The sequence below is a fragment of the Microbacterium sp. Gd 4-13 genome (assembly GCF_003095395.1).
GTDB lineage: Bacteria > Actinomycetota > Actinomycetes > Actinomycetales > Microbacteriaceae > Microbacterium.
Genome location: NZ_QEIJ01000004.1, coordinates 104,564 through 128,551, shown reverse-complemented (window position 1 = coordinate 128,551; position 23,988 = coordinate 104,564). Strand labels below are relative to the sequence as shown.

At 70.8% G+C, this 23,988-nt stretch carries 22 protein-coding genes and 1 pseudogene; 7 read left to right on the top strand and 16 right to left on the bottom strand.

Annotation, left to right across the window (positions count from 1 at the left end):
• Positions 1-98 precede the first annotated feature (98 nt).
• Entirely contained in the window at positions 99-1,871 is a 1,773-nt protein-coding gene (gene menD / locus DEA06_RS09575; protein ID WP_116647768.1) for a 2-succinyl-5-enolpyruvyl-6-hydroxy-3-cyclohexene-1-carboxylic-acid synthase, read from the bottom strand.
• A 1-nt stretch (position 1,872) separates the two neighbouring features.
• Positions 1,873-2,292: a PLD nuclease N-terminal domain-containing protein gene (locus tag DEA06_RS09570; RefSeq protein WP_116647767.1), complete on the bottom strand. Its 420-nt coding sequence runs from the start codon at positions 2,290-2,292 to the stop codon at positions 1,873-1,875.
• Between the two features lie 64 nt (positions 2,293-2,356).
• Here DEA06_RS09570 and DEA06_RS09565 point away from each other — a divergent pair, with 64 nt between their 5' ends.
• Positions 2,357-2,650, top strand: coding sequence for a DUF4229 domain-containing protein (locus tag DEA06_RS09565; RefSeq protein WP_116647766.1), 294 nt, complete (start codon positions 2,357-2,359; stop codon positions 2,648-2,650).
• Between the two features lie 38 nt (positions 2,651-2,688).
• Here DEA06_RS09565 and DEA06_RS09560 read toward each other — a convergent pair whose 3' ends face one another.
• The 3 genes from DEA06_RS09560 to DEA06_RS09550 form a co-directional block, all read right to left on the bottom strand.
• On the bottom strand, positions 2,689-3,660 hold the full coding sequence (locus DEA06_RS09560; protein WP_116647765.1) for a 1,4-dihydroxy-2-naphthoate polyprenyltransferase: 972 nt from the start codon (positions 3,658-3,660) through the stop codon (positions 2,689-2,691).
• 78 nt (positions 3,661-3,738) lie between these two features.
• Complete coding sequence (locus tag DEA06_RS09555; protein ID WP_116647764.1) at positions 3,739-4,887, bottom strand: AMP-binding protein; 1,149 nt, start codon at positions 4,885-4,887, stop codon at positions 3,739-3,741.
• Positions 4,888-4,951: 64 nt separating this feature from the next.
• A complete protein-coding gene (locus DEA06_RS09550) occupies positions 4,952-5,854 on the bottom strand; it encodes a 1,4-dihydroxy-2-naphthoyl-CoA synthase (protein ID WP_116647763.1) in 903 nt (300 codons plus the stop codon).
• 168 nt (positions 5,855-6,022) lie between these two features.
• Here DEA06_RS09550 and DEA06_RS09545 point away from each other — a divergent pair, with 168 nt between their 5' ends.
• Complete coding sequence (locus tag DEA06_RS09545; protein WP_116647762.1) at positions 6,023-6,637, top strand: Fic family protein; 615 nt, start codon at positions 6,023-6,025, stop codon at positions 6,635-6,637.
• 9 nt (positions 6,638-6,646) lie between these two features.
• Here the strand turns inward: DEA06_RS09545 and DEA06_RS09540 are convergent, their stop codons facing one another.
• Complete coding sequence (locus DEA06_RS09540; RefSeq protein ID WP_116647761.1) at positions 6,647-7,447, bottom strand: LLM class F420-dependent oxidoreductase; 801 nt, start codon at positions 7,445-7,447, stop codon at positions 6,647-6,649.
• A gap of 33 nt (positions 7,448-7,480) precedes the next feature.
• Between DEA06_RS09540 and DEA06_RS09535 the strand changes: the two genes are divergently transcribed.
• The gene (locus DEA06_RS09535; RefSeq protein WP_116647760.1) at positions 7,481-8,476 is read left to right on the top strand and encodes an o-succinylbenzoate synthase; all 996 of its coding nucleotides are present in this window, start codon (positions 7,481-7,483) and stop codon (positions 8,474-8,476) included.
• Here DEA06_RS09535 and DEA06_RS09530 read toward each other — a convergent pair.
• On the bottom strand, positions 8,457-9,095 hold the full coding sequence (locus DEA06_RS09530; RefSeq protein ID WP_116647759.1) for a TetR family transcriptional regulator: 639 nt from the start codon (positions 9,093-9,095) through the stop codon (positions 8,457-8,459). The genes DEA06_RS09535 and DEA06_RS09530 overlap by 20 nt on opposite strands.
• A 117-nt stretch (positions 9,096-9,212) precedes the next feature.
• Here DEA06_RS09530 and DEA06_RS09525 point away from each other — a divergent pair, with 117 nt between their 5' ends.
• The 3 genes from DEA06_RS09525 to DEA06_RS09515 all read left to right on the top strand — a co-directional run bounded on the left by DEA06_RS09525 (position 9,213) and on the right by DEA06_RS09515 (position 15,009).
• Positions 9,213-11,984, top strand: coding sequence for an MMPL family transporter (locus tag DEA06_RS09525; RefSeq protein ID WP_116647758.1), 2,772 nt, complete (start codon positions 9,213-9,215; stop codon positions 11,982-11,984).
• The gene (locus tag DEA06_RS09520; protein WP_116647757.1) at positions 11,981-13,948 is read left to right on the top strand and encodes a YhgE/Pip family protein; all 1,968 of its coding nucleotides are present in this window, start codon (positions 11,981-11,983) and stop codon (positions 13,946-13,948) included. Before DEA06_RS09525 ends, DEA06_RS09520 begins: the two co-directional genes overlap by 4 nt.
• A gap of 158 nt (positions 13,949-14,106) precedes the next feature.
• Positions 14,107-15,009 carry a DUF559 domain-containing protein gene (locus DEA06_RS09515; RefSeq protein ID WP_165817961.1) on the top strand — a complete coding sequence of 301 codons (903 nt, stop codon included), beginning with the start codon at positions 14,107-14,109 and terminating at the stop codon, positions 15,007-15,009.
• 83 nt (positions 15,010-15,092) lie between these two features.
• On the opposite strand, the gene ccsB is transcribed toward DEA06_RS09515, so the two are convergent.
• The 7 genes and pseudogenes from ccsB to DEA06_RS09480 form a co-directional block, all read right to left on the bottom strand.
• The gene (gene ccsB, locus DEA06_RS09510; protein WP_116647755.1) at positions 15,093-16,130 is read right to left on the bottom strand and encodes a c-type cytochrome biogenesis protein CcsB; all 1,038 of its coding nucleotides are present in this window, start codon (positions 16,128-16,130) and stop codon (positions 15,093-15,095) included.
• Positions 16,127-17,863 (bottom strand): cytochrome c biogenesis protein ResB, encoded by a 1,737-nt coding sequence (locus DEA06_RS09505; RefSeq protein WP_116647754.1) that lies wholly within the window; start codon positions 17,861-17,863, stop codon positions 16,127-16,129. The genes ccsB and DEA06_RS09505 overlap by 4 nt, the downstream gene beginning before the upstream one ends.
• Positions 17,844-18,596 (bottom strand): cytochrome c biogenesis protein CcdA, encoded by a 753-nt coding sequence (locus DEA06_RS09500; protein WP_116647753.1) that lies wholly within the window; start codon positions 18,594-18,596, stop codon positions 17,844-17,846. The genes DEA06_RS09505 and DEA06_RS09500 overlap by 20 nt, the downstream gene beginning before the upstream one ends.
• Positions 18,593-19,183 (bottom strand): TlpA disulfide reductase family protein, encoded by a 591-nt coding sequence (locus tag DEA06_RS09495; RefSeq protein WP_116647752.1) that lies wholly within the window; start codon positions 19,181-19,183, stop codon positions 18,593-18,595. Before DEA06_RS09495 ends, DEA06_RS09500 begins: the two co-directional genes overlap by 4 nt.
• Positions 19,183-19,827 (bottom strand): histidine phosphatase family protein, encoded by a 645-nt coding sequence (locus tag DEA06_RS09490; protein ID WP_116647751.1) that lies wholly within the window; start codon positions 19,825-19,827, stop codon positions 19,183-19,185. The genes DEA06_RS09495 and DEA06_RS09490 overlap by 1 nt, the downstream gene beginning before the upstream one ends.
• 71 nt (positions 19,828-19,898) lie before the next feature.
• Positions 19,899-20,594 carry a DedA family protein gene (locus DEA06_RS09485; protein ID WP_116647750.1) on the bottom strand — a complete coding sequence of 232 codons (696 nt, stop codon included), beginning with the start codon at positions 20,592-20,594 and terminating at the stop codon, positions 19,899-19,901.
• A gap of 123 nt (positions 20,595-20,717) precedes the next feature.
• A pseudogene (locus DEA06_RS09480) lies at positions 20,718-21,170 on the bottom strand (DUF6264 family protein); the annotation flags it as partial.
• Positions 21,171-21,298: 128 nt separating this feature from the next.
• Between DEA06_RS09480 and aspS the strand changes: the two are divergent.
• Positions 21,299-22,642: an aspartate--tRNA(Asn) ligase gene (aspS, locus tag DEA06_RS09475; RefSeq protein WP_116647748.1), complete on the top strand. Its 1,344-nt coding sequence runs from the start codon at positions 21,299-21,301 to the stop codon at positions 22,640-22,642.
• Positions 22,643-22,709: 67 nt separating this feature from the next.
• On the opposite strand, the gene DEA06_RS09470 is transcribed toward aspS, so the two are convergent.
• On the bottom strand, positions 22,710-23,462 hold the full coding sequence (locus DEA06_RS09470; protein WP_116647747.1) for an AAA family ATPase: 753 nt from the start codon (positions 23,460-23,462) through the stop codon (positions 22,710-22,712).
• Positions 23,459-23,863: a Rho termination factor N-terminal domain-containing protein gene (locus DEA06_RS09465; RefSeq protein WP_116647746.1), complete on the bottom strand. Its 405-nt coding sequence runs from the start codon at positions 23,861-23,863 to the stop codon at positions 23,459-23,461. The genes DEA06_RS09470 and DEA06_RS09465 overlap by 4 nt, the downstream gene beginning before the upstream one ends.
• Between the last annotated feature and the right edge of the window lie 125 nt (positions 23,864-23,988).

The window sequence follows — 23,988 nt, the reverse complement described above, 5'->3', positions numbered from 1 at the left end:
ACCGGTCGCTTCTTGCACGCTACCTAACGCGCAGTCGATGCTACCGCGTAATGGAGAGTACTGCGCAACACGAGAACGCGGAGTGTTCGAGCGCCTCGTCAGCGCGCGAGCGGAACCTCGATCAGTTGCCGCCCGCCGGCCGGCGCGGTGAGCAGCTGGTCGAGCGCGGAGCGGGTCGTCACCCGGTGGTACTCCCACCCGTATGCACGGGCGAGATGCTCGAGACGCACCGACTGCGGCGTGTACAGCACGCGCTGCATCGCCTCGGCACCCGCGACCCCGGCCACCTCGAGCCCGTCGAAGATCGTGCCCCCGCCGTCGTTGCCGACGACGACCTGCACCCGCGGCTCCGTCTCGCCGGCAGGGAGGAGCAGCGCACCGACGTCGTGGAGCAACGCCAGATCACCCAGGAGCACGCGCGTGACCCCGGGTCGCCCGTCCGTCTGGCTGGCCACCGCGATCCCCGTCGCCGTCGCGATCGTGCCGTCGATCCCCGCAAGCCCGCGATTCGAATGCACCGGCACCTTCTTGCCGCCGAGCACCGCGTCGGCGACCCGCACGAGCCGCGACGAGCCGAACATCACGCGGTCGTGGGGCCAGGTCGCCCGCCACACCGCATCGACGAGAGCCTCCCGGTCGAGGGGAGCGCGCAGCGCCGCGACCTCCGAGGCGAGGGCGCCGCGCCGTTCGCTCGGCACGGTGGAGGCGAGCGCATCGGCGTCGGGGGCGGCCGGGGAGAGATCGACGGATGCGTCGCGGGAAGCGCGCATCCACAGTCCGAGCCACTCGCGATCCGCGGCGCCGGCATCGACGCCCACGGCGTCGACCGTGACCGTCGCGCCGTTGAGGTTGAGGGGCTCACCGGGCCCGCGTAGGGCGACGACCTCGACGTCGGTGCGGGAGAGCAGCTGCGTCACCTCGCGACTGAGCGTCGGGTGACCGAACACCACCACCCGCTCGATCGCGCCTCCCAGGTCGGGATCGCGGAGGAGCCCGCGGTACCCGTGCACGAGGTACCGGCCGAACCGGGCACCGCTGACGATCTCGGCGATGAGCGGCCAGCCTCCCAGGTGCGCGAGGTCCTCCGCCGCCGGACCCGCATCGGCTCCCGCGACGACGACGGTGCGCGGCCCGCGGGCGAGCACCAGCGGCGCCTCTTGCGCGGGCGAAGCATCCGCGTCTCCGATGCCGCCCCCGCCCTGGTACAGCGCGCCGAAGGTGTCGGGCGTCTCGTCCACGGCGTCGGGAACGGGCGGGGTCGGCGCGGCGATCCACGCGGGCACGGGGCCCCCGAGGGGCTCGCGGTAGGGCAGGTTCAGGTGCACGGGGCCGGCGGGCCGGCCGTCGCCGAGGGCGGCGGCGAGCGCCTCCGCGGCGACGTCGCGCAGCATCCGCGTGCCCTCGCCGGTGCCGTCGGCGTCGGTCTCGTCGGGCACGGCGACGTCGAGCTCGAGACGCACCGCCTGCGCGAACATGCCGGGCTGCCGCGTCGTCTGGTTGGCGCCGATGCCGCGGAGCTCCGGCGGCCGGTCGGCGGTGAGGAGCAGAAGCGGCACGCCGGAGTGGTGCGCTTCGAGCACCGCCGGGAGGAGGTTCGCCACGGCCGTGCCCGAGGTGCAGATGACCGCGGCGGGCATTCCGGTCTCACGCGCGATGCCCAGGGCGGTGAACCCGGCGACGCGTTCGTCGATCCGCACGTGGAGCCGAAGAAGACCCGCTCGTTCGAGGTCGGCGGCCACGAGGGCGAGCGCCTGCGAGCGCGAGCCCGGGCTGAGCACCACGTGCTCCACGCCACGGGTGATCAGCGCGCCGAGGAGAGCGGCGGCGGCATCCGTCGCGGGCGAGGCCGCCCCGTGCACGGGTGCGTCCACGTCAGCCGACGGCGCCGCGCTGACCGCGCGAGTCGTCGCCGTCGTCGGTCGGCTTCTCAGCGGGAGGGATGCTGCCGGGCGCGGCCGGCGGTGCCTGGGGGTCGTCGGCCTCGGAATCGAGCATCGCGAGTTCTTCTTCGAGTCGGCGGATGCGTTCGTCCTGGTCGCTGATCGTGCCGATGCTGCCGAGGAACTCGGGATCGTCGTCGGGTGCACGGTGCGTGCGCGACGAGGAGGCCCGCCCGCGGCCCACGGCGAACCAGAGAACGCCGCCGAGAACGGGGACGAGGATGGTGATGACGATCCAGACACCCTTGCTCACGCCGCGGTGTCGCTGCGGAGGCTGGAGGGCGCAGTCGACGATCGTGTACACCCAGAATGCGGTCGCCACGAGCGCCCCGATGAGCAGCACCCTTGTCATCCCCCCATCCTAGGTGCGCCGCCTGAACGTCGGCCTTGCGCCGGGGCGGATCTAGAATGGCCCGATGCGCGTCCGCTCCGCTTTCCTCTACACCGTGCTGCGGTTGCTCGCGTTCCTCGTGCCGTTCTCGGTGCTGATGCTGTTCCCGGCCTTCCAGAACGGGCTGTACTGGCTCGCCGCGATCTTCGCGGCGCTGATCGGTCTCAGCCTGTCGCTGCTGTTCCTGCGTCGCCCGCTCGAGTCCGTCTCGGGGGGCCTCGCCGAGCGCCGCGCCGCGCGCGCCAAGGCCCGCGGTGCGCAGGTCGACGCCGACAGCGAAGACGCCGCCGACGAGGCGCGCCGCGACTCCGACGCCTGACGGCGGCCCGCCGCATCCGCCCGATCGCGGACGCCTCGTCAGCCGATGAAGGCCCAGAAGAGGAAGGCGCCGTACGCGACCGACGTGAGCGACGTCAGCGCGAGGGCGGTGACCAGTTCGCGCGGGGCCCGGTAGGTCCAGACGATGAGGATCGCCGGGAGCGCCGCCAGGAGCGCCATGAGGGTCAGCCACGCGCCGGGGTAGAACGGCGCGAGGAACACCGCGATCGCGAAGGGCAGCAGTACCAGTGCGGTGAACAGTGCCTGTGTGGCCCGCCTGCCGATGCGGACGCTGAGGGTCTTCTTGCCCGCCACCTTGTCCTGATCGATGTCGCGCAGGTTGTTGGCCAGCAGCACCGCGACGGCGAGGAACCCCGCCGCGACCGCTCCGAACCAGGCCTCCTGCGGGATCGACAGCACCTGCACCCACGTGGTGCCGACGGTGGCGACGAGCCCGAAGAACACGAAGACGAACAGCTCACCGAGACCGGCGTAGCCGTAGGGCCGCTTGCCACCGGTGTAGAACCAGGCCGCGGCGATGCAGGCGGCCCCCACCAGGAGCAGCCACCACTGCTGGCTGCGGATCACCAGAGCGATGCCCGCGAGTCCGGCCAGGGCGAAGAACACCAGCGCCACGATGAGCACGGTGCGCGGCTTCGCGCGGCGCGAAGCCGTGAGGCGGGCGGGGCCGACGCGGACGTCGTCGGTGCCGCGGATGCCGTCGCTGTAGTCGTTGGCGAAGTTCACGCCGATCTGCAGGAAGACCGCCACCGCGAGGCAGGTGAGGGCGATGACCCAGTGGAACTGGTTGTCGACGAGCCGGGCGGCACCGGTTCCGATGAGCACCGGGGTGATCGCCAGGGGCAGCGTGCGCAGGCGTGCCGCGCCGATCCAGTCGCGGGCCGTCGCCTTCGGGGGCGGCGGCGGCGCACCCTGTGCCTTGCGCGGGTTCCCGCGCGGCTGCTGTCGCTTGGCGGTGCTCGTTCGGGTCTTTCGCGTCTTGCCTGCCATGAGGAGAGATCCTACGGCGGCGAGGAGGCGGCGGCCGTCTCGCCGCGAGCCGCGGGTTCCGACGGCACGCGACGGACGCTACGTGGCCGAGGCCAGCGCGAGTCGTCGAGCCGCCGCGCGGTCGGGCTTTCCCGAGGGGAGCATCGGGATCTCGTCGACGAAGCACACCCTCGACGGACGGGCGGGGCGGCCGACCTCCGCCTCGACGACGTCGCGCGCGCGTCGCAGCACGCCGTCGGTGTCGGCGTCGCGGGCCGCGACGATGACGGATGCTTCGCCCCACCTCTGGTCGGGAACCGCGACGACGACGGCCGACTCGAGGCCCCGGATGCTGCGCACCGCCCGCTCGACGCGGTCGAGCGAGATGTTGACGCCACCCGAGACGAGCACGTTGTCGATCCGGCCGTGGATGCTCAGCACGCCGTCGTCGATGCGTCCGGCGTCGCCCGTGCGATACCAGCGGGTGCCATCGGGGTCGCGCAGGAACGCCGCATCCGTCCTCTCGGGATCGCCGAGATAGCCGTCGGCGAGCGTCGGGCCCGACACCTGCACCTCGCCGCCCTCGACCCGCAGCGCTACGCCGTCGAGGGCGACCCCGTCGTACACGCAGCCGCCGCTGGTCTCGGTCGAGCCGTAGGTGCGGGCCAGCCGCACCCCCATGCCCTCCGCCCGCTCGCGCACGGCTGGCGGCAGCGCCTGGCCGCCGACGAGGATGTGCTCGAACGAGCGCACCGCCCCGAGCACATCGGGATCGTGGTCGGCCGCGTCGAGCAGTCGCTGCACCTGGGCCGGTACGAGCGAGGTGTAGGTGGGCACGCGCACTCCCCCGACGCTCGACGCCATCGAGCGGGCCGCCGCGGCGAAAGCCTCGGGCGAGAAGCGCCCGGCGAGGATCGCGGGTTCGCGCCCCGACACGAGGGAGCGCACGAGCACCTGCAGTCCCGCCACGTAGCCGGCCGGCAGGGCGAGCAGCCATGCGCCCTCCCCCAGGCGCGCCGCGGTCGCCAGCGCGCTGGCGGTGAGGGCGCTGCGGCTGAGCGCCACCGACTTCGGCACGCCCGCCGACCCGGAGGTGGTGACGACGACCGCCGTGCCCGCCGGCACCTCGCCCGGGAGCGCCGCATCCGCCGCCCCGAGAGAGATCGCGGGCCCGGCTCCGAGCACCGCGCCCCGGACCGCCCGCAGAACCTCCCGGGGTTCGTCACCGTTGATCGCTTCGAGCCGCATGTCTCCTCGTCAGATGCCGCACACCGGGGCTTCGCCTACGCCGGAAGGCCCGGTTCGCGGCACCTCAGTAGTGGTAGGGGTAGTCCGACCAGTCGGGATCGCGCTTCTCGAGGAACGCATCACGCCCCTCCACCGCCTCATCGGTGCCGTAGGCCAGACGCGTGGCCTCGCCGGCGAAGACCTGCTGCCCGACCAGGCCGTCGTCGACCGCGTTGAAGGCGAACTTCAGCATGCGGATCGCGGTCGGGCTCTTCGTGAGGATCGTGCGAGCCATCGCGATCGCTTCGACCTCGAGCTCGGCGTGCGGCACGACGCGGTTGACCGCCCCCATCTCGTACGCGCGGTCGGCGGAGTACTCCTCGGCGAGGAAGAACACCTCGCGCGCGAGCTTCTGCCCGATCTGCCGGGCGAAGTAGGCCGAGCCGTACCCGGCGTCGAACGATCCGACGTCGGCATCCGTCTGCTTGAAGCGACCGTGCTCGCGGCTCGCGATCGACAGGTCGCACACCACGTTGAGCGAGTGCCCGCCGCCGGCCGCCCACCCCGGGACGACCGCGATGACGACCTTGGGCATGAAGCGGATCAGCCGCTGCACCTCGAGGATGTGCAGCCGCCCGCTGCGAGCCGGGTCGGGCGCTGTCGCATCGTCGGTGGCGTAGGTGTAGCCGTCGCGACCGCGGATGCGCTGATCGCCGCCCGAGCAGAACGCCCAGCCGCCGTCCTTCGCGCTCGGCCCGTTGCCGGTGAGCAGCACCACGCCGATGCGGGGGTCCTGCCGCGCGACGTCGAGCGCATGGTGCAGCTCGTCGACCGTGTGGGGGCGGAAGGCGTTGCGCACCTCCGGCCGGTCGAACGCGATGCGCGCGATGCGCCCGTCGAGGCTCGTGTGAGCCGTGATGTCGGTGTAGCGCTCGTCGGCGGCGGTCGGCTGCCACACCGCGGGGTCGAACAGATCGGAAACGCTCACCTGTCCAGCCTACGGCTCGCCACGGTCGGCAGATGGGCAACAATCTCTTCCGCGTCAGCGCAAATACTTCCCACTCCGCTTCGCAATTAATTAACGATCGACACTCACAGGTGCATGCGAAAAATCAGCCCAATCTCTAGTGTGAGTGCACGTAGTTTCGTCGCTGCGATGAACAAGAGAGCCGATGTCCAACAGCTCGAGACCACGACGACGTCCGGCGCCGACCAACTCCGCGAGATCAGGAACATCGCCGAGACGGCTCGATTCATCGATCAGCTCGACCCGGAAGCTCCGTTGACGCACAACCTCATCCGCGAGATCCATCGCCGAGTCGTCGACGGGCTCATCCGTGAAGGAGACCCCACTCCCGGCTCCTACCGCGAGCAAGAGGTCGCGATCACGAACTCCGCGCACGTCCCGCCCTCCTGGGTGACCGTGCACCCGGAGATCACGACCCTGTTGGACTTCGCGAACGCCTCGAAGCCGCTGCACGAGCAGATGCTGCAGCGCGACGGGCTGGTCGACCCGGACGAAAGCGCCGCCCTGCGCATCGCCCTGACGACCGGAGTCATCAAAGCGGGCGACCTGGAGCCCATCGTTCCCGGCTCCCCTGCACGTCGCTCTCGATTCATCCGCAGTCTGCGGGAGCGGTCACTCCTGCAGCAGGCTGAAGAAGGACCGCGCTTCTACCGCCTCTCCCTCTCTCGCGGCCCCCTCGCGCCCCGATTGATCCGTCGGCTCGACGCCCTCGGCTATCTCCCCCGGATGTTGGCGAACGACTGAGTCCGTCGCTCAGACGGCGTTCTTGCCGTCGCGCCAGCGCAGCCACCGCGTCACGACGTCGTAGTCGGGCGACCCCGGGGCCCATCCGAGCGTGAACAGCCGTGTGCCCGCATCGAAGAGGGCGTCGGCGTCGCTCTCGCCGCGGTTCTTCAGCTCGTTCGAGACGATGAGGCCCGAGATGTCGCGTCCCTCGGTCTCGGCCCAGTTCTCGATGACGGAGATCTTGTGCGCGAGAGCCTCGGCCGGTACGAAGCTGTGCCAGATGTCGGCGTGCCGGGCGACGAAGCGCAGCGTCTTCTGCTCGCCCGCTCCGCCGATCATGATCGGGATCCGGCGCGTGGGCGGCGGGTTGAGCTTCCCCCAGCGCGAGACGACGCGGTCGAGATCCTGCCCGAGCGCCGTCAGGCGCGATCCGGCGGTGCCGAACTCGTACCCGTACTCGTCGTAGTCGCGCTCGAACCACCCCGAACCGGTGCCGAAGATGAACCGGCCGGCGTCGCCGCCACGGGCGCTGATGTGGTCGATCGTGCGGGCCATGTCTGCCTGCAGGTCGGCGTTGCGGTAGCTGTTGCAGTTGACCAGCGCGCCGAACTCGACGCGCTCCGTCTGCTCCGCCCACGCGGCCAGCATGGTCCACGACTCGAAGTGGGGGCCGTCCGGGTCGCCGTGCAGCGGGAAGAAGTGGTCCCAGTTGAACAGGATGTCGACACCGAGGTCTTCCAGGCGCGCGGCGGCCTCACGGATCTGGGGGTAGGTCGCGTGCTGGGGTTCGATCTGCACGCCGAGACGAACGGGAGTGTCGAGAAGCATGCCGTCAGCCTATTCCGGCGTCATGATGAGGAGATGAGCACACTGCCGTCTCTCGACGAACTCCTCACGACCGCGCGCGTCGTGGCGCTACCCCTGGCCACACGGTTCCGCGGCATCGACGTCCGCGAGGCGATGCTCATCGAGGGCCCGAACGGGTGGAGCGAGTTCTCGCCGTTCACCGAGTACGGCGATGCCGAAGCATCCGTGTGGCTCGCCGGCGCCGTCGACTTCGGCTGGGCGGATGCTGCGCCCGCACGCCGCGGCGAGGTGCGGGTCAACGCGACGGTGCCCGCCGTCGCCGCCGACGCCGTCGCGGGGGTGCTCGCGCGGTTCGACGGCTGCCGGACGGCGAAGGTCAAGGTCGCCGAGCCCGGACAGACGCTCGCCGACGACGTCGCCCGGGTCGCCGCGGTGCGCGCGGCCCTCGGCGCCGAGGGGCGCATCCGGGTCGACGCCAACGGTGCGTGGAACGTCGACGAGGCCGAGCACGCGATCCACGCGCTGGCCGAGTTCGACCTGGAGTACGCCGAGCAGCCGTGCGCGAGCATCGACGAGCTGGCCGAGCTGCGCGGGCGCGTGAAGTACATGGGCATTCCGATCGCCGCCGACGAGAGTGTACGAAAGGCCGACGACCCGCTGCGGGTGGCCCGGGCGGGGGCCGCCGACATCCTGATCGTGAAGGCGCAGCCGCTCGGCGGCGTGCACCGCGCGCTCGAGATCGTCGCGCAAGCGGGGCTCCCCGCCGTCGTCTCGAGCGCCCTCGACACGTCGGTCGGGCTCTCGATGGGAACCGCGCTGGCCGCCGCCCTCCCCGACCACGACTATGACTGCGGGCTCGGCACCTCGGCCCTGTTCACGAGCGACGTGTGCGATCCCGCGCTCTCACCGCGCGGCGGTGTGCTGCAGGTCGGGCGCGTGTCGCCGTCAGCGGAGCGCCTCGACGCGCTGCGGGTCTCGCCGGAGCGCGACGGATGGTGGCGCGAGCGGCTCGCCCGCTGCCATGCGGTCCTCAGCGCGAGCGATCGATGACGAGGTCGGCGACGATCGCGAGCGCCTCGCCGATGCGCCGGGTGATACCGGCCTGATCCGCGTCGTCCATGACGGCGTCTTCGGCGGCGGCCGACCAGGCCGTCATGAAGAGATCCGACGCGTGGGCGGGCGCAAGACGCAGTGAGATGTGCTGCGCGCGAGCGATGTCGGTGATGATCTGCGCGACCTCGGTGCGCAGCTGCGCCTCCTGCGAGCGGTAGGCCGCCGCGACGATCGGATCGCGGAGCGCCCGGATGCGGGTCTCGCCCATGAGCAGCACCGCGGTCCGGTCTGCTCCCGACGCCTCCAGCACCTGCTGCACGAGGGTCAGCGAATCGGCGGGTGCGCCCGCGAACCCGACCGTCTCGAGGTCGGCGACCTTCGCGCGGACGGCCGCGATCTGGTGGGCAGCCGCGCGCGCACACAGCTCGAGGAAGAGCTGCTCCTTGCTCTCGAAGTTCGAGTAGAACGCGCCGCGCGTGTAGCCGGCGGCCTCGCAGACCGCCTCGACCGAGGCCGCGTCGAGACCCACCTCGGCGAAGACCTGTGCCGCGGCGTCGAGCAGGCGCTGGCGGGTGTTCTCGCGTCGGCGCGGAACGGCGCCCTCGGTGTCGGTCATGATGGTCCTCCGGTTCACACGGATCGCTCAGCCTCGGCCGGCCGATCGCGCTCTACGATACATCTGTGTATTGGATACAGTGACGTATCGAACTTCCTTGATCGAAACGGAGCCTCCGTGTCCACACTGCTGTACTCGCTCGGACGCTGGTCGTACCGGCACGGCGTTCGCGTACTGCTGGCCTGGATCATCGTCCTGGTAGCCGCCGGCGGCGGCGCGGCACTGTTCAGCCAGGGCACCGACAACTCGTTCTCGATCCCCGGCACCGAGTCGCAGGAGGGACTGCAGCAGCTCTCGCGCACGTTCCCTCAGGTGAGCGGGACGAGCGCCCAGATCATCGTCGTCGCGGCTCCCGGCGACCGGGTCGACGAAGCGCCGTACTCGACCGACATCGCCACCACGATCGACGAGCTGCGCGCGGTCGACGGCGTGCTGGCCGTGACCGACCCGTTCGACCAGACCGTGTCGGGCCTGGTCAGCGACGACGGCGACGCCGCCATCATCCGCTTGCAGTTCAACGGGCAGTCCGGCGACGTCTCGCCCGAGGCGAAGGCCTCGCTCACCGACGTGTCGAACTCCCTCGGCGCCGAGCTCCCCGAGGGCTCGCAGGTCGCCCTCGGCGGCGACCTCTTCGGCACCTCGATCCCCGGGGTGACGATCACCGAGGCGGTCGGGCTCATCATCGCCCTGCTCGTGCTCATCGTCACGTTCCGCTCGTTCGTCGTCGCCGGCCTCCCCCTCCTGACCGCGGTGATCGGCGTCGGGCTCTCGATGGCGCTCATCTTCGTCGCGACCGCCTTCGCGTCGATCTCGTCGACGACCCCGCTCCTGGCGCTCATGCTGGGCCTTGCGGTCGGCATCGACTACGCGCTGTTCATCGCGGCGCGACATCAGGATCAGGTGCGCGAGGGCGTCGACCCCGAGGAATCCGCCGCCCGCGCGACCGGCACCGCCGGTTCGGCCGTCGTCTTCGCCGGGGTGACGGTGCTGATCGCCCTCATCGGCCTGTCGTTCGCGGGTATCCCGTTCCTCACGACGATGGGCATCGCCGCATCCGTCGCCGTGGCGATCGCCGTGCTCGTCGCCGTCACCCTGACCCCCGCGATGCTCGGCCTCGTCAAGGGTCGGATCGTGGGGCGCCCGCGGCGGCAGAAGAAGGGGGCGGATGCGGCGACGCACGCCCCGAAGCGGATCAACGCGTGGGTGCGGGTCGTGTCGAAGCATCCGATCGCCGCGACCGTCTCGGTGGTCGCCGTGCTCGGCGTGCTCGCGATCCCCGCGTCGAGCCTCGCCCTCGCGCTGCCGAACGCGGGCATGCTGCCCGAGTCGAACCAGGCGCGGCAGAACTACGACCTCGCCGCCGAGTATTTCGGCCCCGGCGTCAACGGCCCGCTCGTGATGACGGGCACCATCGTCACCTCGAACGATCCCGTCACGCTGATGAACGACATCGCGGGTGAGATCGACGACCTGCCCGGCGTCGAGCGGATCGCGCTGGCCACCCCGAACGAGACGGCCGACACCGGCATCGTGCAGATCGTGCCGTCCACGGCCCCCGACGACCCGGCAACCGCTGACCTCGTGCGCGAGCTGCGCGCCCAGCACGACAGGCTGCTCGACGAGTACGGGATCGACCTCAAGGTGACCGGCTACACGGCGGTGGCGATCGACATCTCCGACCGACTCTCCGGCGCCCTCGTGCCGTTCGCGATCTTCGTCGTCGGTCTGTCGTTCATCCTGCTGATGATCGTCTTCCGCTCGATCGCGGTGCCGCTGACCGCCGCTCTCGGCTACCTCCTGTCGGTGGCGGCTGCCTTCGGCGTGGTCGCCGCCGTGTTCGAGTGGGGGTGGTTCGCCGACCTCCTGCACGTGACCCGCGTGGGACCGGTGATCAGCTTCATGCCGATCGTGCTGATGGGCGTGCTGTTCGGACTCGCGATGGACTACCAGGTGTTCCTCGTCACGCGGATGCGGGAGGACTACGTGCACGCCCGCGCCCGGGGCGGCGCCGCTGCCGACGCGCGGGCGACCGCCATCGAGGCGGTGCGCACGGGCTTTTCGGCCACCGCCCGCGTGGTCACCGCGGCCGCGCTCATCATGTTCGCCGTCTTCGCCGCGTTCGTGCCCGAGGGCGACTCGTCGATCAAACCGATCGCGCTGGGCCTGGCCGTCGGCATCGCCGTCGACGCGTTCCTCGTGCGCATGACCCTCATCCCCGCGCTCATGACGCTTCTGGGCGCCCGGGCGTGGTGGATCCCCCGGTGGCTCGACCGGCTCCTGCCGTCGTTCGACGTCGAAGGCGAAGCCGTCGAACGCGAACTGGCGCTGCGCGACTGGCCCGCGCCGGGGTCGACCGCGGTCATCGCCGCCGACGGCGCCGGACTCGAGGCTCGCGGCGTCGACGTCTTCGCCGGGTTCACCGCCACGGTCGAACCGGGTGGCGCGATCGTGCTGACCTCCTCCGACGTCCGCGCGTCGCGGGTGGCGCTGCTCGCGATCGCAGGTCGCGTGTCGACCACGTCGGGGCGACTGCGCGTCGCGGGGCATCTGCTCCCCGGCCGGGCCGCGTGGGTGCGCGGGCACGTGGCCGTCGCCCTCCTCGACGACGCGGCCGACCCGCTCGCCGAACTCCGAGGCGTCCTCGCGGGGAGCCCGGGGCTCGTCGCCCTCCAGGGGCTCGACGCCCTCTCCCACGGGGCCCTGCGCGATCAGGCCGCGGCGATGCTCCGCGACGCCGCGGCCGAGGGCACGTGGACCCTCGCGATCTCGGCGGCCGATCCCCACGCCGCCCGCGGGGTGCTCGACGACGCCGGCTGGCGCGACGCGCAGACCGTGCGCGTCGAGAGCCACTCCTCCCGTTCCGCCGAACTTCCCGAGGTGAACGCATGACCACTTCCACGTCTCTTCCGGGGCGGGCGATCGAGCGCGCGAACTCCCGCCGCCCGATCACCTGGCTCACGATCATCGGGGCGCTGCTCCTGCCCGCCGTGATCGGCGGCATCCTCGTGGCTGCGCTGTACAACCCCGCCGAACGCCTCGATTCGGTGACGGCCGCCATCGTGAACGACGATCAGGCCGTCACGATCGACGGACAGCTCGTACCGCTCGGACGCCAGCTCACCGCCGGTCTCGTCGACGGTTCCGACGAGGTGGAGAGCAACTTCGACTGGACGATCACGAACGAGCAGGATGCGGCGGACGGGCTCGCCGACGGCACCTACGCCGCCGTCGTGACGATCCCCTCGAACTTCTCGGCCGCCGCGACGTCGACGGCGCCCGGCTCGACTCCCGAGCAGGCGACGATCAGCGTGAGCACGCCGCCCGACAGCCTCGTGGTCGACGACGCCATCTCGGCGCAGGTGACCCAGGCCGCCGCATCCCTCACCGGCACCATGCTGAGCGAGACCTACCTGCAGAACGTCTTCCTCGGATTCACCACCCTCGGCGACCAGCTGGGCACCGCGGCCGACGGCGCGCACCAGCTCGCAGACGGCGCTCAGCAGGCCGCCGACGGGGCCGCCCAGCTGCCGTCCGGTGCGACCGCGCTGGGCGACGGGGCCGGGCAGCTGGCCTCGGGGGCGACCCAGCTCGCCGGGGGCCTCGACCAGATCGCGGGCGGCATCGGGCAATCCGCCGACGGCGCCGGGCAGCTCGCCGCCGGGCTCGATGCGGCGGCGGCCGGCGTGAACAACCAGCAGCTCGTGGGCGCCGCCGCCTCCGCGAACGGCTACGCCCAGACCACCGCCACGCAGACGGCGCAGCTGGCGGCCACCCTCGGCGCCCTGGCTCAGCAGTGCGCGACGGGAACCCTCGATCCCGCCCTCTGCGCGCAGGTCGGCGGGGCGGCCCAGAGTGCGGTGGAGGCGGCGACCAGCGCCGGCTACGCCGCGGGCTACACCGCCCCGACCGCCGACGGGATCGCGCAGCTGACGTCGCAGTCGTCGGCCGGGCTGAGCGAAGCGGCCACGCAGACGCGCACGCTGCAATCCGGCCTCAACCAGCTCGCCGCCGGGACCGCCCAGTCGGCCACCGGTGCGCGAGGGCTCTCCACGGGGGCGACGCAGGTGTCGGACGGCGCTGGGGAACTGGCGACCGGGTCTCAGACCCTCGCCGACGGCGTTGCGCAGCTCGCCACCGGCACCGACGACCTCGCCAACGGGTTGACCACCGCCGTGGAGCAGGTCCCGACCTACACCGAGACACAGGCGAAGGATCTCGCCTCGGTCGTGGCAGACCCGGTGGCCGCGGAGGGCATCGGCTCGAACCTGTTCGGCTCGACCGCGGTCCCGCTGCTGGCGAGCGTCGCGCTCTGGTTCGGTGGGCTCGGCACGTTCGTCGCGCTCCGCGCCGTGACCGCGCGCACGATCAGCTCGCGCCGCCCGTCGGCCCTCCTCGCCGGCCGGGCGCTGCTCCCGGCCGCGATCATCGGCGCCGTGCAGGGTCTGCTCGTCGCGGGCGTCGTGCAGCTGGCCGCCTCGTATGACGGGGGCCAGTGGTCGCTGTTCGCGGTGGTGTCGGTGCTCACCGGTATCGCGTTCGCCGCGGTGAACCAGGCGCTCATCGCGGTGTTCGGCGGGGCCGGGCGCTGGATCGCGGCGCTCATCGGCGTGATCGCCGTCGCGACCGGGATCGTCTCGACCGTCCCGGGGGTGCTGAAGTCGGTCGCGGGCCTCCTGCCCACGGCGCCGGCGTACCAGGGCGCCGTCGACGCGCTCACCTCGAGCGGCAACCTCGGCGCCGCGATCGCGGGCCTGGCGATCTGGGCGGTACTCGCCTTCATCGCGACGACCCTCGCGGTCGCCCGTCGCCGCTCGGTCTCGACCCGCGCCCTCCTGGCGGCGTCGCCCGCCTAGCGCCGGCCTCGAGAGTCCAAGACACCCGGACGCCGCCCACGGGCGGCCCGGGTGTCTTGGACTTTCGGCGTTCCTCCCCAGGGCGCCCGACGGAGCGAACTGTGCACAGGTCTCCGCGGGCGCAGGATCGGATGCGGGGAGGCGCGCACCCTGGGCGGATGAAACGCGCCGAGCTCCCGCCCTCGTTGCAGGGCGCCTCCTTCCGAACCAACGCGGCGAGGGCCGCGGGCGTGGCTCGCGACCGGCTCGACGCCGCGGATCTGTTCGCGCCGTTCCACGGCGTGCGCGCGCCGGCCGATGCGCTCCGCGACTCCGTCCTCGACCGGTGCCGGCTGTTCCTGCCACGGCTCGATGGCCTGCAATTCTTCAGCCACAGCACCGCCGCCGCGCTCTGGCAGATGCTGCTCCCCCGCTCCGCCGAGATGGGGCCGCTGCACGTGGCCGCCTGCCCGCCCGCGCGGGCGCCGCGGACGACGGGAGTGATCGGCCATCGCACCGACCTCACCGCCGAGATGCTCACTCTCGCCCAGGGCTTGCCGGTGCCCTCGGTCGCCGAGACATGGGCCCAGCTCGGCAGCATCCTCACCCTCGACGACCTCGTCGCCGCGGCAGACGGCATCCTGACGGCGGGCTCGGCCTCGGCCGAAGATCTCGCAGCAGCCGTCGTGCGCCTGCGAAGGAGAGGAGCACGCGACCTCGCTCGGGCCCTGTCGGAGATGCGCACCGGCTCGGAATCGCGGCCCGAGACGCGAACCCGCCTCGTGCTCTCGCGCGCCGGGCTCCCCGAGCCGGAGCTGAACCAAGACCTGCGCTCGGCGGACGGTCGATTCATCGCACGACTCGACATCGCGTATCGGCGCTACCGCGTGTGCGTCGAGTACGACGGACGCCAGCACGCCGAGCACGCGCAGTTCGCCCGCGACGCCGATCGCTGGGCGGACATCGAGGCCGAGGGGTGGATCATCGTGCGGGTGCTCGCGCACCACCTCGCCGATCCCCCCTCCTTCGTCGCCCGCGTCGAACGCGCGCTACGCTCGCGCGGATGGTCACGGGCTAACTGAGAGTCCACAACACCCGGGCGACCGACCTCATGCGTCCGGGTGTTGTGGACTCTCAGAAAGAGAGAGCGAGCGAGCCGCGGTGTTTACGACAGGCCGGAGTAGACGTGCAGGCCCTTGAAGAACATGTTCACGATGGTGAAGTTGAACAGCACCGCGGTGAACCCGATGATCGACAGCCATGCCGAGCGCGTTCCGCGCCAACCGCGCGTCGCGCGGGCGTGGATGTATCCGGCGTAGAGCACCCAGATCACGAAGGTCCAGACTTCCTTCGTGTCGAAGCCCCAGTAGCGACCCCACGCGTCGTTGGCCCAGATCGACCCGGCGATGAGGGTGAAGGTCCAGAAGATGAACCCGACGATCGCGAAGCGGTACGCGAGCGACTCCAGCGCGTCGGCGGTGGGGATCGTCCGCAGGAACGGCAGTCCGATCCGCTTCGGGGCCGCGGTGCCCTCGGTTGCCACGAGCTCGGCGGATGCTGCGACGCGAGCCTCTCGGCGGGCCTGCAGCAGCTGGAGCACCGAGAGCCCGAAGGCGAGCGCGAAAAGCCCCGTGGCGAAGGCGGCGACGAAGACGTGCACCACGAGCCAGACCGACTTCAGCGGGTCGGCCAGAGGGGTGACCTCGACGTAGAAGCTGAGGAGGGTGCCGCCGAGGAGCACCACGGTCATGCCGGTGATGAACGACCCGAGGAAGCGCAGGTCGTAGCGGAACAGTGTCACGAGGTAGACCGACACGATGATGAGCGTGCCGGTCAGGGCGAACTCGTACATGTTCGACCACGGCACGCGCTCGGCGGCGAGGCCGCGCAGCACCGTACCGGCGAAGTGGAACAGGAACGCGAGCACCGTCAGCGTCGTACCGATGCGCGCCCAGACGAACCGGGGCTTGGCAGGCAGCTCGGCACCCTGCCGGGAGCCGGCGGCCGAGCCAGAGACCGACCCACCGCCCGCGGCGACGAGTTCGCGTGCCTCCGCGGCATCCTGTGCCTTCACGGCGAGGTCGGAGCGGCGCGCGAGGTCGACGGCGTACGCGATGAACGCGAGCACGTAGATCGCGATCGACGTCCAGACGAGCAGCAGCGAGACCGCGTCGAACGAGAGCGCGTCTTCGGTTCCGGTCATGGGGTGATTCTACTTCCGGGGGTGTGGCGGCGGGCTTCGAAGGCGAGGGAGTGACGGGCCTCGAGAGCGGAGACGGCTTCGGCCAGGGTGGGGTCCTCGCCGCGGGCGAGGCCTGCGTACTCGATGCGGACGGCGTCACCGTCGGGGGTGACCTTGACCCACATGCGGCGCCGGGGAACGAACAGCGCGGCGAGCAGACCCGCCAGCGCGAGGAGCGCGAAGCCGAGCACCCAGGGGGCGGCGATGTCGCGGTGGATCGACAGCGATACGAACCTCTTCACCGACTGGTCGAGGTTCGCCGCTCCCTCCGGCGAGGCATCTTCGAAGGTGATGGTGCCGAGACCGTTCGGGAGGTCCTGCGTCTCGCCGGGGGCGAGTTCGATGGAGTCGACGCCGGTGTCTCCGCCGGTGAGCTGCTCCATGTCGTTGACGTCGAGCGTGTACACCGAGCGAGGTGTCCCCCCGTCGATACCGAGGTCACCGCTGTAGACGTTGAGGGTCAGCACCGGGTTGGCCAGCGACGGGTAGGCCGAGGTGAACGCGCCCGACTCGAGCGGGGCCTGCGTCGGGTAGAAGAAGCCGATGAGTCCGAGCTGCTCGGGGAAACCGTCGGGCACCTTGACGACGCCGAGCGAGGTCATATTGCTGTCCTGGGGAAGAAACGGCACCGAGTCGGTGTAGATCGCGGTCCCCTCCGCGTCGCGGATCGTGATCGTGGGGGCGTATCCGTTGCCGAGCAGGTACACGCGATCGCCGGCGACATCGAGAGGGTGGTTGACGCGCACCTCGCCCTCCTTCGGCTCCTCGCCCGCGAGACGGGTGGTCATGTGCGCCACGAAGTCACCGGCCTGCCCGGCCCCCTGCTGCCCGAAGGGCACGTACGAGATGTCGAACCGGTCGAGCGTCATCGAGTACGGAACGAGATTGTCGGCATTGACGAAACGACCGGGGTTGAACGAGGAGTAGTCGAGCAGCGTGTTGGTGAAGGTCGTGCCCTGCACGATGACGCGCTGCCCGGTGTAGGTGAACCCGCCGCCGACCCCGACCGCGATGAGCACGCCGACGAGCGCCGCGTGGAAGACCAGGTTGCCCGTCTCGCGGAGGTAGCCCCGCTCGGCCGACACCGACAGCGCTCCACGCGCGTCGTACCGTTCGACGCGGTAGCCGCTCTTTCGCAGCTGCTCCTGCGCCGCCTCGACGGCGGCGGAGGCGACGGATGCGGCGTCCTCGCCGTCGCGCAGCTCGACACGCGTCTCGCGGTAGTCGTCGAGGCGGGCAAGACGCGCGGGAGTGCGCGGCGGCCGGGTGCGCAGCGCCTTCCAGTGGTGCTTGGTGCGCGGCAGCACGCAGCCGACGAGTGAGATGAACAGCAGCAGGTAGATCGCCGAGAACCAGGGCGAGGTGTAGACGTCGAACAGGCTCAGGTTGTCGAGGATCGGTGCGAGGTCGGGGTTGTCGGCGAAGTACTGCGTGACGCCGTTCGGGTCGGCGCTGCGCTGGGGGACGATCGACCCGGGCACCGCGGCGATCGCGAGAAGGAGCAGGAGCACCAGCGCGGTGCGCATGCTCGTGAGCTGACGCCACCCCCACCGCAGCCACCCGACGAATCCGAGCGAGGGCGAGGTGATCGCGTCGCCGTCGGCGTGGTCGGACGGACGCAGCGGATCGGCGGAACCGGATCCGTCGTCGCGCCCGTCGTCGGGAACGGACGAATCAGAGCGGGAGCGGGACACTTCCCATCACCCCCTGCAGCTGCGACATGAGAGAACCCCAGACGCCCGTGACCATGAGCAGGCCGAGCGCGATCAGGAAGAGACCGCCGACGATGTTGACGGCGCGGATGTGCTTCCGCAGGAACGATGTCGACCTCGTCGCCCAGCCGAAGCCGAGGGCGAGCAGGAGGAACGGGATGCCGAGACCCAGTGAATACGCCAGGCCCAGCAGCGCCGCTCGCCACGGGTCGCCGAGGTTGTACGACACCGAGAAGATCGCGGCCAGGGTCGGGCCGATGCACGGGGTCCACCCGATGCCGAGCGCGATGCCCAGGAGCGGCGCACCGACGAGACCGACACTGCTCTTGGCCTGCAGGCGCATGGTGCGCTGGGCGAGCCCGAACAGACCGATGAAGACGAGCCCCATGAGGATGACGACGACGCCCATGATGCGCGTGATCACGTCGGCGTATTGCAGGAAGAAGCGACCGACCGTGCCGCCCAGCACGTTCACTGTCATGAAGACGAGCGTGAACCCGGCGATGAACAGCAGCACGCCTCCGACGAGGCGCCCCCTCCCGGGAGATGCGGATGCTGCGCCCCGACGGGGTGCGACGGTGCCGCCGATGAAGCCGAGGTAGCCCGGGACGAGCGGCAGCACGCACGGGGAGAGGAACGAGACGAGGCCCGCGGCCAGGGCGATGGGGACCGCGAGCCAGAGGGCGCCGTCGAAGACGATCGCGCCCGGATTCACGTGGTCTCCGCCAGCGCGTCGCGCACGAGGGTCTCGAGGATGGACGACTCCTCCAGCTCGCCGATGATGCGGGCGGCCACGCGCCCCTGCTTGTCGAGCACGAGTGTCGTCGGGGTCGCGTTGATCGGCGTCTTGTCGGCGAAGGCGAGCTTGACCGATCCGGAGTTCACGTCGATGACGCTCGGGTACGACACGTTGTTGTCGCGGGCGAACGAGGCGGCCGTCTCGGCCTGGTCGTAGGTGTTCACGCCGAGGAACGACACGTCCTGACCCTCGAACGACGTGTAGGCCGCCTCCAGCCGCGGCGCCTCGACGATGCAGGGGCCGCAGGCCGCGTACCAGAAGTTGACGACGAGCACGTCGCCGGCGTAGTCGGCACTGGTCACCTCGTCGCCGTGCTCGGTCGTACCGGCGAAGTCGACCGGCTCGCCGCGCTCGGCGGCGGGGATCTCGTCGACGCGGAAGTCTCCGGCGATGAACCCCTTGTTGTCACCCTCCCGGTACTGCGAGGCGAGGGGGTCGTTGGTGCAGGCCGCGAGGCCCACGACGAGGGCGGCGGCCGCGGCGGCCGCGAGAAGACGGCGCATCACACGGCTCCGACATCGATGGCGCCGGCGGTGGTCGCCGGCTCGGCGTAAGCGACCTCGACCCAGCGCTGTCCGGTCGCGGGGTCACCGCGTCGCTCGAAGGTGGTGACGCTCGAGAGCGCGCACCGGCGGTTGCGGGGATCGTGCTTCATCGGGAGTCCCGCGACGGCAAGGTGCGTGACCCAGATGGGGAGCTGGTGCGAGACGACGACGACGTCACCGCGGTCGGTGCGGTTCCACGCATCGTCCATGGCCTGCAGCATCCGCCCGGCGACCCGGTCGTAGGGTTCTCCCCAGCTCGGTACGGCGGGGCGGGTGAGGTGCCGCCAGTTCAGCGGATTGGCGAGGGCGCGCCGCATCCGTCGCCCCTCGAAGACGTTGGTCGGCTCGATGACGCGCTCGTCGATGTAGGGGTCGACGCCGAAGGTCTCCTCGAACGGCTCGGCCGACTCCCGAGTGCGCTGGAGGGGCGAGACGACGAGCGCACCGATCGGCCGCTCGAGCCCGTGGACGTATTCGGCGGCCTGACGCGCCATGCGACGCCCGTCGACGCTCAACCCGAAACCGGGGAGACGGCCGTAGAGCACGCGACGCGGATTGTGCACCTCGCCATGACGGACGAGGTGGAGACGGTCGGCAGGCACCCGCCCAGTCTACGGCGGCGGGTTCTGCGAGCCCGCTGAGGGCGGCACAGATCGCTCGACGCCGAACGGTCTCAGACCCCGTCGAGCTGGCGCTCGCGGCGATCGCGCACGATCGTGCGCACGCGCACGACGAGGAACCAGACCACGGCCGCGACGGCGGCGGCGATGACGACGTACTGGAGGATGTCGGCGTACTGCTCGATGACATGCCAGTTCTCTCCGAGGAGGAATCCGGCCATGACGAAGATGGTGTTCCAGACGGCGCTTCCCGCGGCCGTGAGAAGGCCGAACTTCCACAGCGGCATGCGCGAGACGCCGGCCGGGATGGAGATGAGGCTGCGGAAGATCGGGATCATCCGGCCGAAGAACACCGCCGCCCAGCCGTGCTTCTGGAACCACGCGACCGTGCGGTCGACATCGTCGCCCTTCATCAACGGCATCCACTCGGCGATCCGGCGCAGGCGCGCGGCTCCGAGCCACGCTCCGATGCCGTAGAGCACGAACGCCCCGACGACCGAGCCGAGGGTCGTCCAGATGAGAGCTTCGGCGAGGGTGAACGATCCGCGGCTGGCGGTGAGACCGGCCATGGGCAGCACGACTTCACTCGGAAGCGGGGGGAAGAGGTTCTCGAGGGCGATCGCCGCACCGGCTCCCGCCGGACCGATGATCTCCATGAGCGAGACGGTCCAGTCGGCGAGGGCGGACAGCCATGAACCATCGCCCCCGGATTGCGCGGCAGCGGTCACAAGAACAGTGGTGTCGGTCATCGGGTGCCTTCGCGCTCGGTGATCGGCTGCCCGACCGGGCGCCTCGCCCAGCCTAAGCGGGCCGGATCGGGGAATCCTGGGTGCGGGCCCCCGTGCGCGATCGGGTCACCCCGAAGCATCCGCTCACTGACGAACGGCGGAGCCCACGATCGCCGCAGCGACGAACCACAGCGCGACCATCAGGGCCGCACCCGCCAGCGGCACCCAGAACGCGAGACGCTGCCTCACCAGCAGCACGACGGCGGCGACGACCGAGAGGAGCAGCACCGCCCACGGCGAGATGACACCGAACCACAGACCGACGTTCATCATCTCGACGTCGCACGAGACCGTCGCGCAGGCGTCGGAGGCCATCGCGAGCAGAAATCCCGCGTACGAGGCGGCGAGCGCGAAAAGGGTGAGCAGCACGAGAAGCGCGACGGTCAGGGCGACGTCCCACACGCGGGGCGCCCGCCGCGACACGCGCTCGGGCGAGAGCGTGCGGTACGACGACGGGGGCATGGAGAACGTCACGTGCGACATTGTAGGGACGAGGTCGTCGGATGCTGCGCGGCGGCCTCGCTGACCACGCGTGACGCCGAACGGCGGCCGCGGGCCCCGCGGCGCTGCCCGTCGACGCCCGGTCGGCCGATCCTCGCGTGCGGTCGAGAAAGCCCTGGCCCGCGGGCATTGCGGACACCGGCCCGCACGTAGACTGACCTCTCGTGAACGAACGCGTCTTGGTCAAGCAGCTCCAGTCCGCCCCCGACGGCCCGGTTTCGGTGTCGGGATGGGTCGAGACGGTGCGTGATCAGAAGAAGGTGCAGTTCGTCATCCTCCGCGATGAGACCGGCGCCGTGCAGCTCGTGAACCCGGCCACGCGCGAGCTCGGAGAAGACGCGGATGCTGCACGCGAAGCCGCCCTCGCCCTGACCGAGACGATCTCGGCGCTGGCGACCGGCACCTTCCTCACCGTGACGGGCGAGCTCAAGCACGACGAGCGCGTGAAGCTCGGCGGCGTGGAGATCAAGGTCGGCGCCCTCGAGATCGCCGCCGCCGCCAACCCCGAGACGCCGATCGCGGCCGACAGCAGCGCCGACAAGCGCATGGACTGGCGCTTCATCGACCTGCGCCAGCGCCGCAACAACCTCATCTTCCGCGTGCAGACCACGTTCGAGCACGCGCTGCGCACGTACTGGATCGAGCGCGACTACATCGAGGTGCACACGCCGAAGCTCATGGCGAGCCCGTCGGAGTCGAACGCCGAGCTGTTCGCGCTGGAGTACTTCAACGACCAGACCGCCTACCTCGCGCAGAGCCCGCAGTTCTTCAAGCAGATGGCGCAGGTCGCCGGCTTCGGCAAGATCTTCGAGATCGCGCCCGCGTTCCGCGCCGATCCTTCCTTCACCTCGCGCCACGCGACCGAGTTCACCTCGATCGACGCCGAGATCAGCTGGATCGATTCGCACGAAGACGTTGCGCGCATGCAGGAGGAGCTGCTGCAGTTCGCCTTCCAGGCGGTCGCCGACAAGCACGGCGCCGAGGTGAAGGAGCTGTTCGACGTCGAGGTGCAGGTGCCGGCGATCCCGTTCCCGCGCATCCCCCTCGCCGAGGCGCTCGAGATCGTCAAGAGCCGCGGCTACGAGGTGCCCCGCACCGACGGCGACCTCGATCCCGAGGGCGAGCGCCAGATCGCCGCGTACGTGCAGGAGACCTACGGGCACCAGTTCGTCTTCATCACCGACTACCACCCGGCGATCCGGGCGTTCTACCACATGCGCGACGAGGAGACCGGGCTCACCAAGAGCTACGACCTCCTGTTCAACGGCGTGGAGATCACCACCGGCGCGCAGCGCGAGCACCGCGTCGACGTGCTCGTCGAGCAGGCGAAGGAGAAGGGGCTCGACCCCGAGCACCTCGACTTCTACCTCGACTTCTTCCGCTTCGGCGCCCCGCCGCACGGCGGGTTCGGTATGGGCCTGGCCCGCGTGCTGATGCTGATGCTCGGCGAGAGCTCGATCCGCGAGGTCACCTACCTGTTCCGAGGACCCACGCGCCTCGCGCCGTGATCTGAGTTGCCGCAGCAAGGGGCCTCGCCGTTCGGCGGGGCCCCTTCTTGCGGCAACTGAACGCGGTTCAGCGCTTGCGCTTGCGGGGTTTCAGCGAGGACTGCAGGTGGGCCCAGAGCGCCGCGTACGCGCGAGCGGCTTCCGACGACGGGGCGTAGCGCCCCAGCGGTGCGCGTTCGGCGCCCATGCGCTCGACGACCACGGTCGAGGGCACCACGACGTCGATGACGGCCGCGTGACCGGGCAGGGTCGCGATCGCGTCGCGGTGCAGGGTCTTGCGCCGATCCACCATCGACAGGAAAGCGACGACCTTCGCCGTCGAGGCGGATGCTGCGACGAAAGCCAGGACCTGATCCAGCGCCCTCATCGACAACGGCGAGGGGACGAGCGGCACCACCACAGCATCGGCCGAGAACGCCGCGTTCTCAGCGACCAGGGAGGAGCCCGGCGGACAGTCGAGGATCACGAGGTCGTAGTCGCCCGCCACCTGCTCGAGAATCTTCGAGACCCTCCGCTCCGACTTCTTCGCGGAGTCCAAGACGAGGTCGAGGTCTCGGTAGCTGGCATCGGCCGGCAGCACGTCGAGATGGTCGACATCGGTCGAGCGGATCGCCGCTGATGTCTTCTTGTCGCCCGAGACGAGGGCCCCGACCCCGCCCTTGACCTTCGGCTTCACCTGCAGGAGAAACGTCGCCGCCCCCTGGGGGTCGAGGTCCCAGAGCAGCACCCGATGAAGCTTCGCCGCCTCCCACGCGACGTTCACCGCGGCGGTGGTCTTTCCGACGCCACCTTTGGTGCTGTAGACGGCGACGACCTTCATCGCGTCGGGGCGGATTCGACCGCTTCGATCAGCGCCGCCTTGTTCATGCGGGAGTATCCGGCGACGCCGAGCTCCTTGGCGCGGCCGCGCAGTTCGATGAGGGTGGGTGCTGCGGCCTCCGCGGTCGGCAGCGGCGGGGCGGCCAGCACGGCTGCAGGCTCCGTGACGGCGACCGAAGCCTTCGCCGACTGGAGCTCTCGTGCCGCCTCCGCGTGGGTGGCGCTCAGCCGTTCGGCCTTGGACCTCAGCTCGGAGGCCTTCGCGCGCAGCTTCTTGCTGGAGTGCTTGACGGCCTTGCGTGCCTTGCGCACCGACTTCTCCGCCCGCGCCAGGGCCTTCGCCGCCTTGGCCTCGGCGACCTTCTTGCCGGACTTCGGTGCCTTCTTCTTCGTCTGCGTCATCGTTCTCCCTCGTGCAAGGCCGGGCGGCCCGCCTCCCCACCCTAAGAACAATCGCCCCCGAACGAGCCAGGAGAGGGCGTTTCTGCCGAACCGGACGCCCGGATGCAGTCAACGGAAATGTGAGG

Excerpts from the sequence above, each read along its gene's own strand:
- DEA06_RS09570 (WP_116647767.1), bottom strand. The coding sequence starts at position 2,292 with ATGACAAGGGTGCTGCTCATCGGGGCGCTCGTGGCGACCGCATTCTGG.
- DEA06_RS09565 (WP_116647766.1), top strand. The coding sequence starts at position 2,357 with ATGCGCGTCCGCTCCGCTTTCCTCTACACCGTGCTGCGGTTGCTCGCG.
- DEA06_RS09560 (WP_116647765.1), bottom strand. The coding sequence starts at position 3,660 with ATGGCAGGCAAGACGCGAAAGACCCGAACGAGCACCGCCAAGCGACAG.
- DEA06_RS09555 (WP_116647764.1), bottom strand. The coding sequence starts at position 4,887 with ATGCGGCTCGAAGCGATCAACGGTGACGAACCCCGGGAGGTTCTGCGG.
- DEA06_RS09545 (WP_116647762.1), top strand. The coding sequence starts at position 6,023 with ATGAACAAGAGAGCCGATGTCCAACAGCTCGAGACCACGACGACGTCC.
- DEA06_RS09540 (WP_116647761.1), bottom strand. The coding sequence starts at position 7,447 with ATGCTTCTCGACACTCCCGTTCGTCTCGGCGTGCAGATCGAACCCCAG.
- DEA06_RS09535 (WP_116647760.1), top strand. The coding sequence starts at position 7,481 with ATGAGCACACTGCCGTCTCTCGACGAACTCCTCACGACCGCGCGCGTC.
- DEA06_RS09530 (WP_116647759.1), bottom strand. The coding sequence starts at position 9,095 with ATGACCGACACCGAGGGCGCCGTTCCGCGCCGACGCGAGAACACCCGC.
- DEA06_RS09520 (WP_116647757.1), top strand. The coding sequence starts at position 11,981 with ATGACCACTTCCACGTCTCTTCCGGGGCGGGCGATCGAGCGCGCGAAC.
- DEA06_RS09515 (WP_165817961.1), top strand. The coding sequence starts at position 14,107 with ATGAAACGCGCCGAGCTCCCGCCCTCGTTGCAGGGCGCCTCCTTCCGA.
- ccsB (WP_116647755.1), bottom strand. The coding sequence starts at position 16,130 with ATGACCGGAACCGAAGACGCGCTCTCGTTCGACGCGGTCTCGCTGCTG.
- DEA06_RS09495 (WP_116647752.1), bottom strand. The coding sequence starts at position 19,183 with ATGCGCCGTCTTCTCGCGGCCGCCGCGGCCGCCGCCCTCGTCGTGGGC.
- DEA06_RS09485 (WP_116647750.1), bottom strand. The coding sequence starts at position 20,594 with ATGACCGACACCACTGTTCTTGTGACCGCTGCCGCGCAATCCGGGGGC.
- DEA06_RS09470 (WP_116647747.1), bottom strand. The coding sequence starts at position 23,462 with ATGAAGGTCGTCGCCGTCTACAGCACCAAAGGTGGCGTCGGAAAGACC.
- DEA06_RS09465 (WP_116647746.1), bottom strand. The coding sequence starts at position 23,863 with ATGACGCAGACGAAGAAGAAGGCACCGAAGTCCGGCAAGAAGGTCGCC.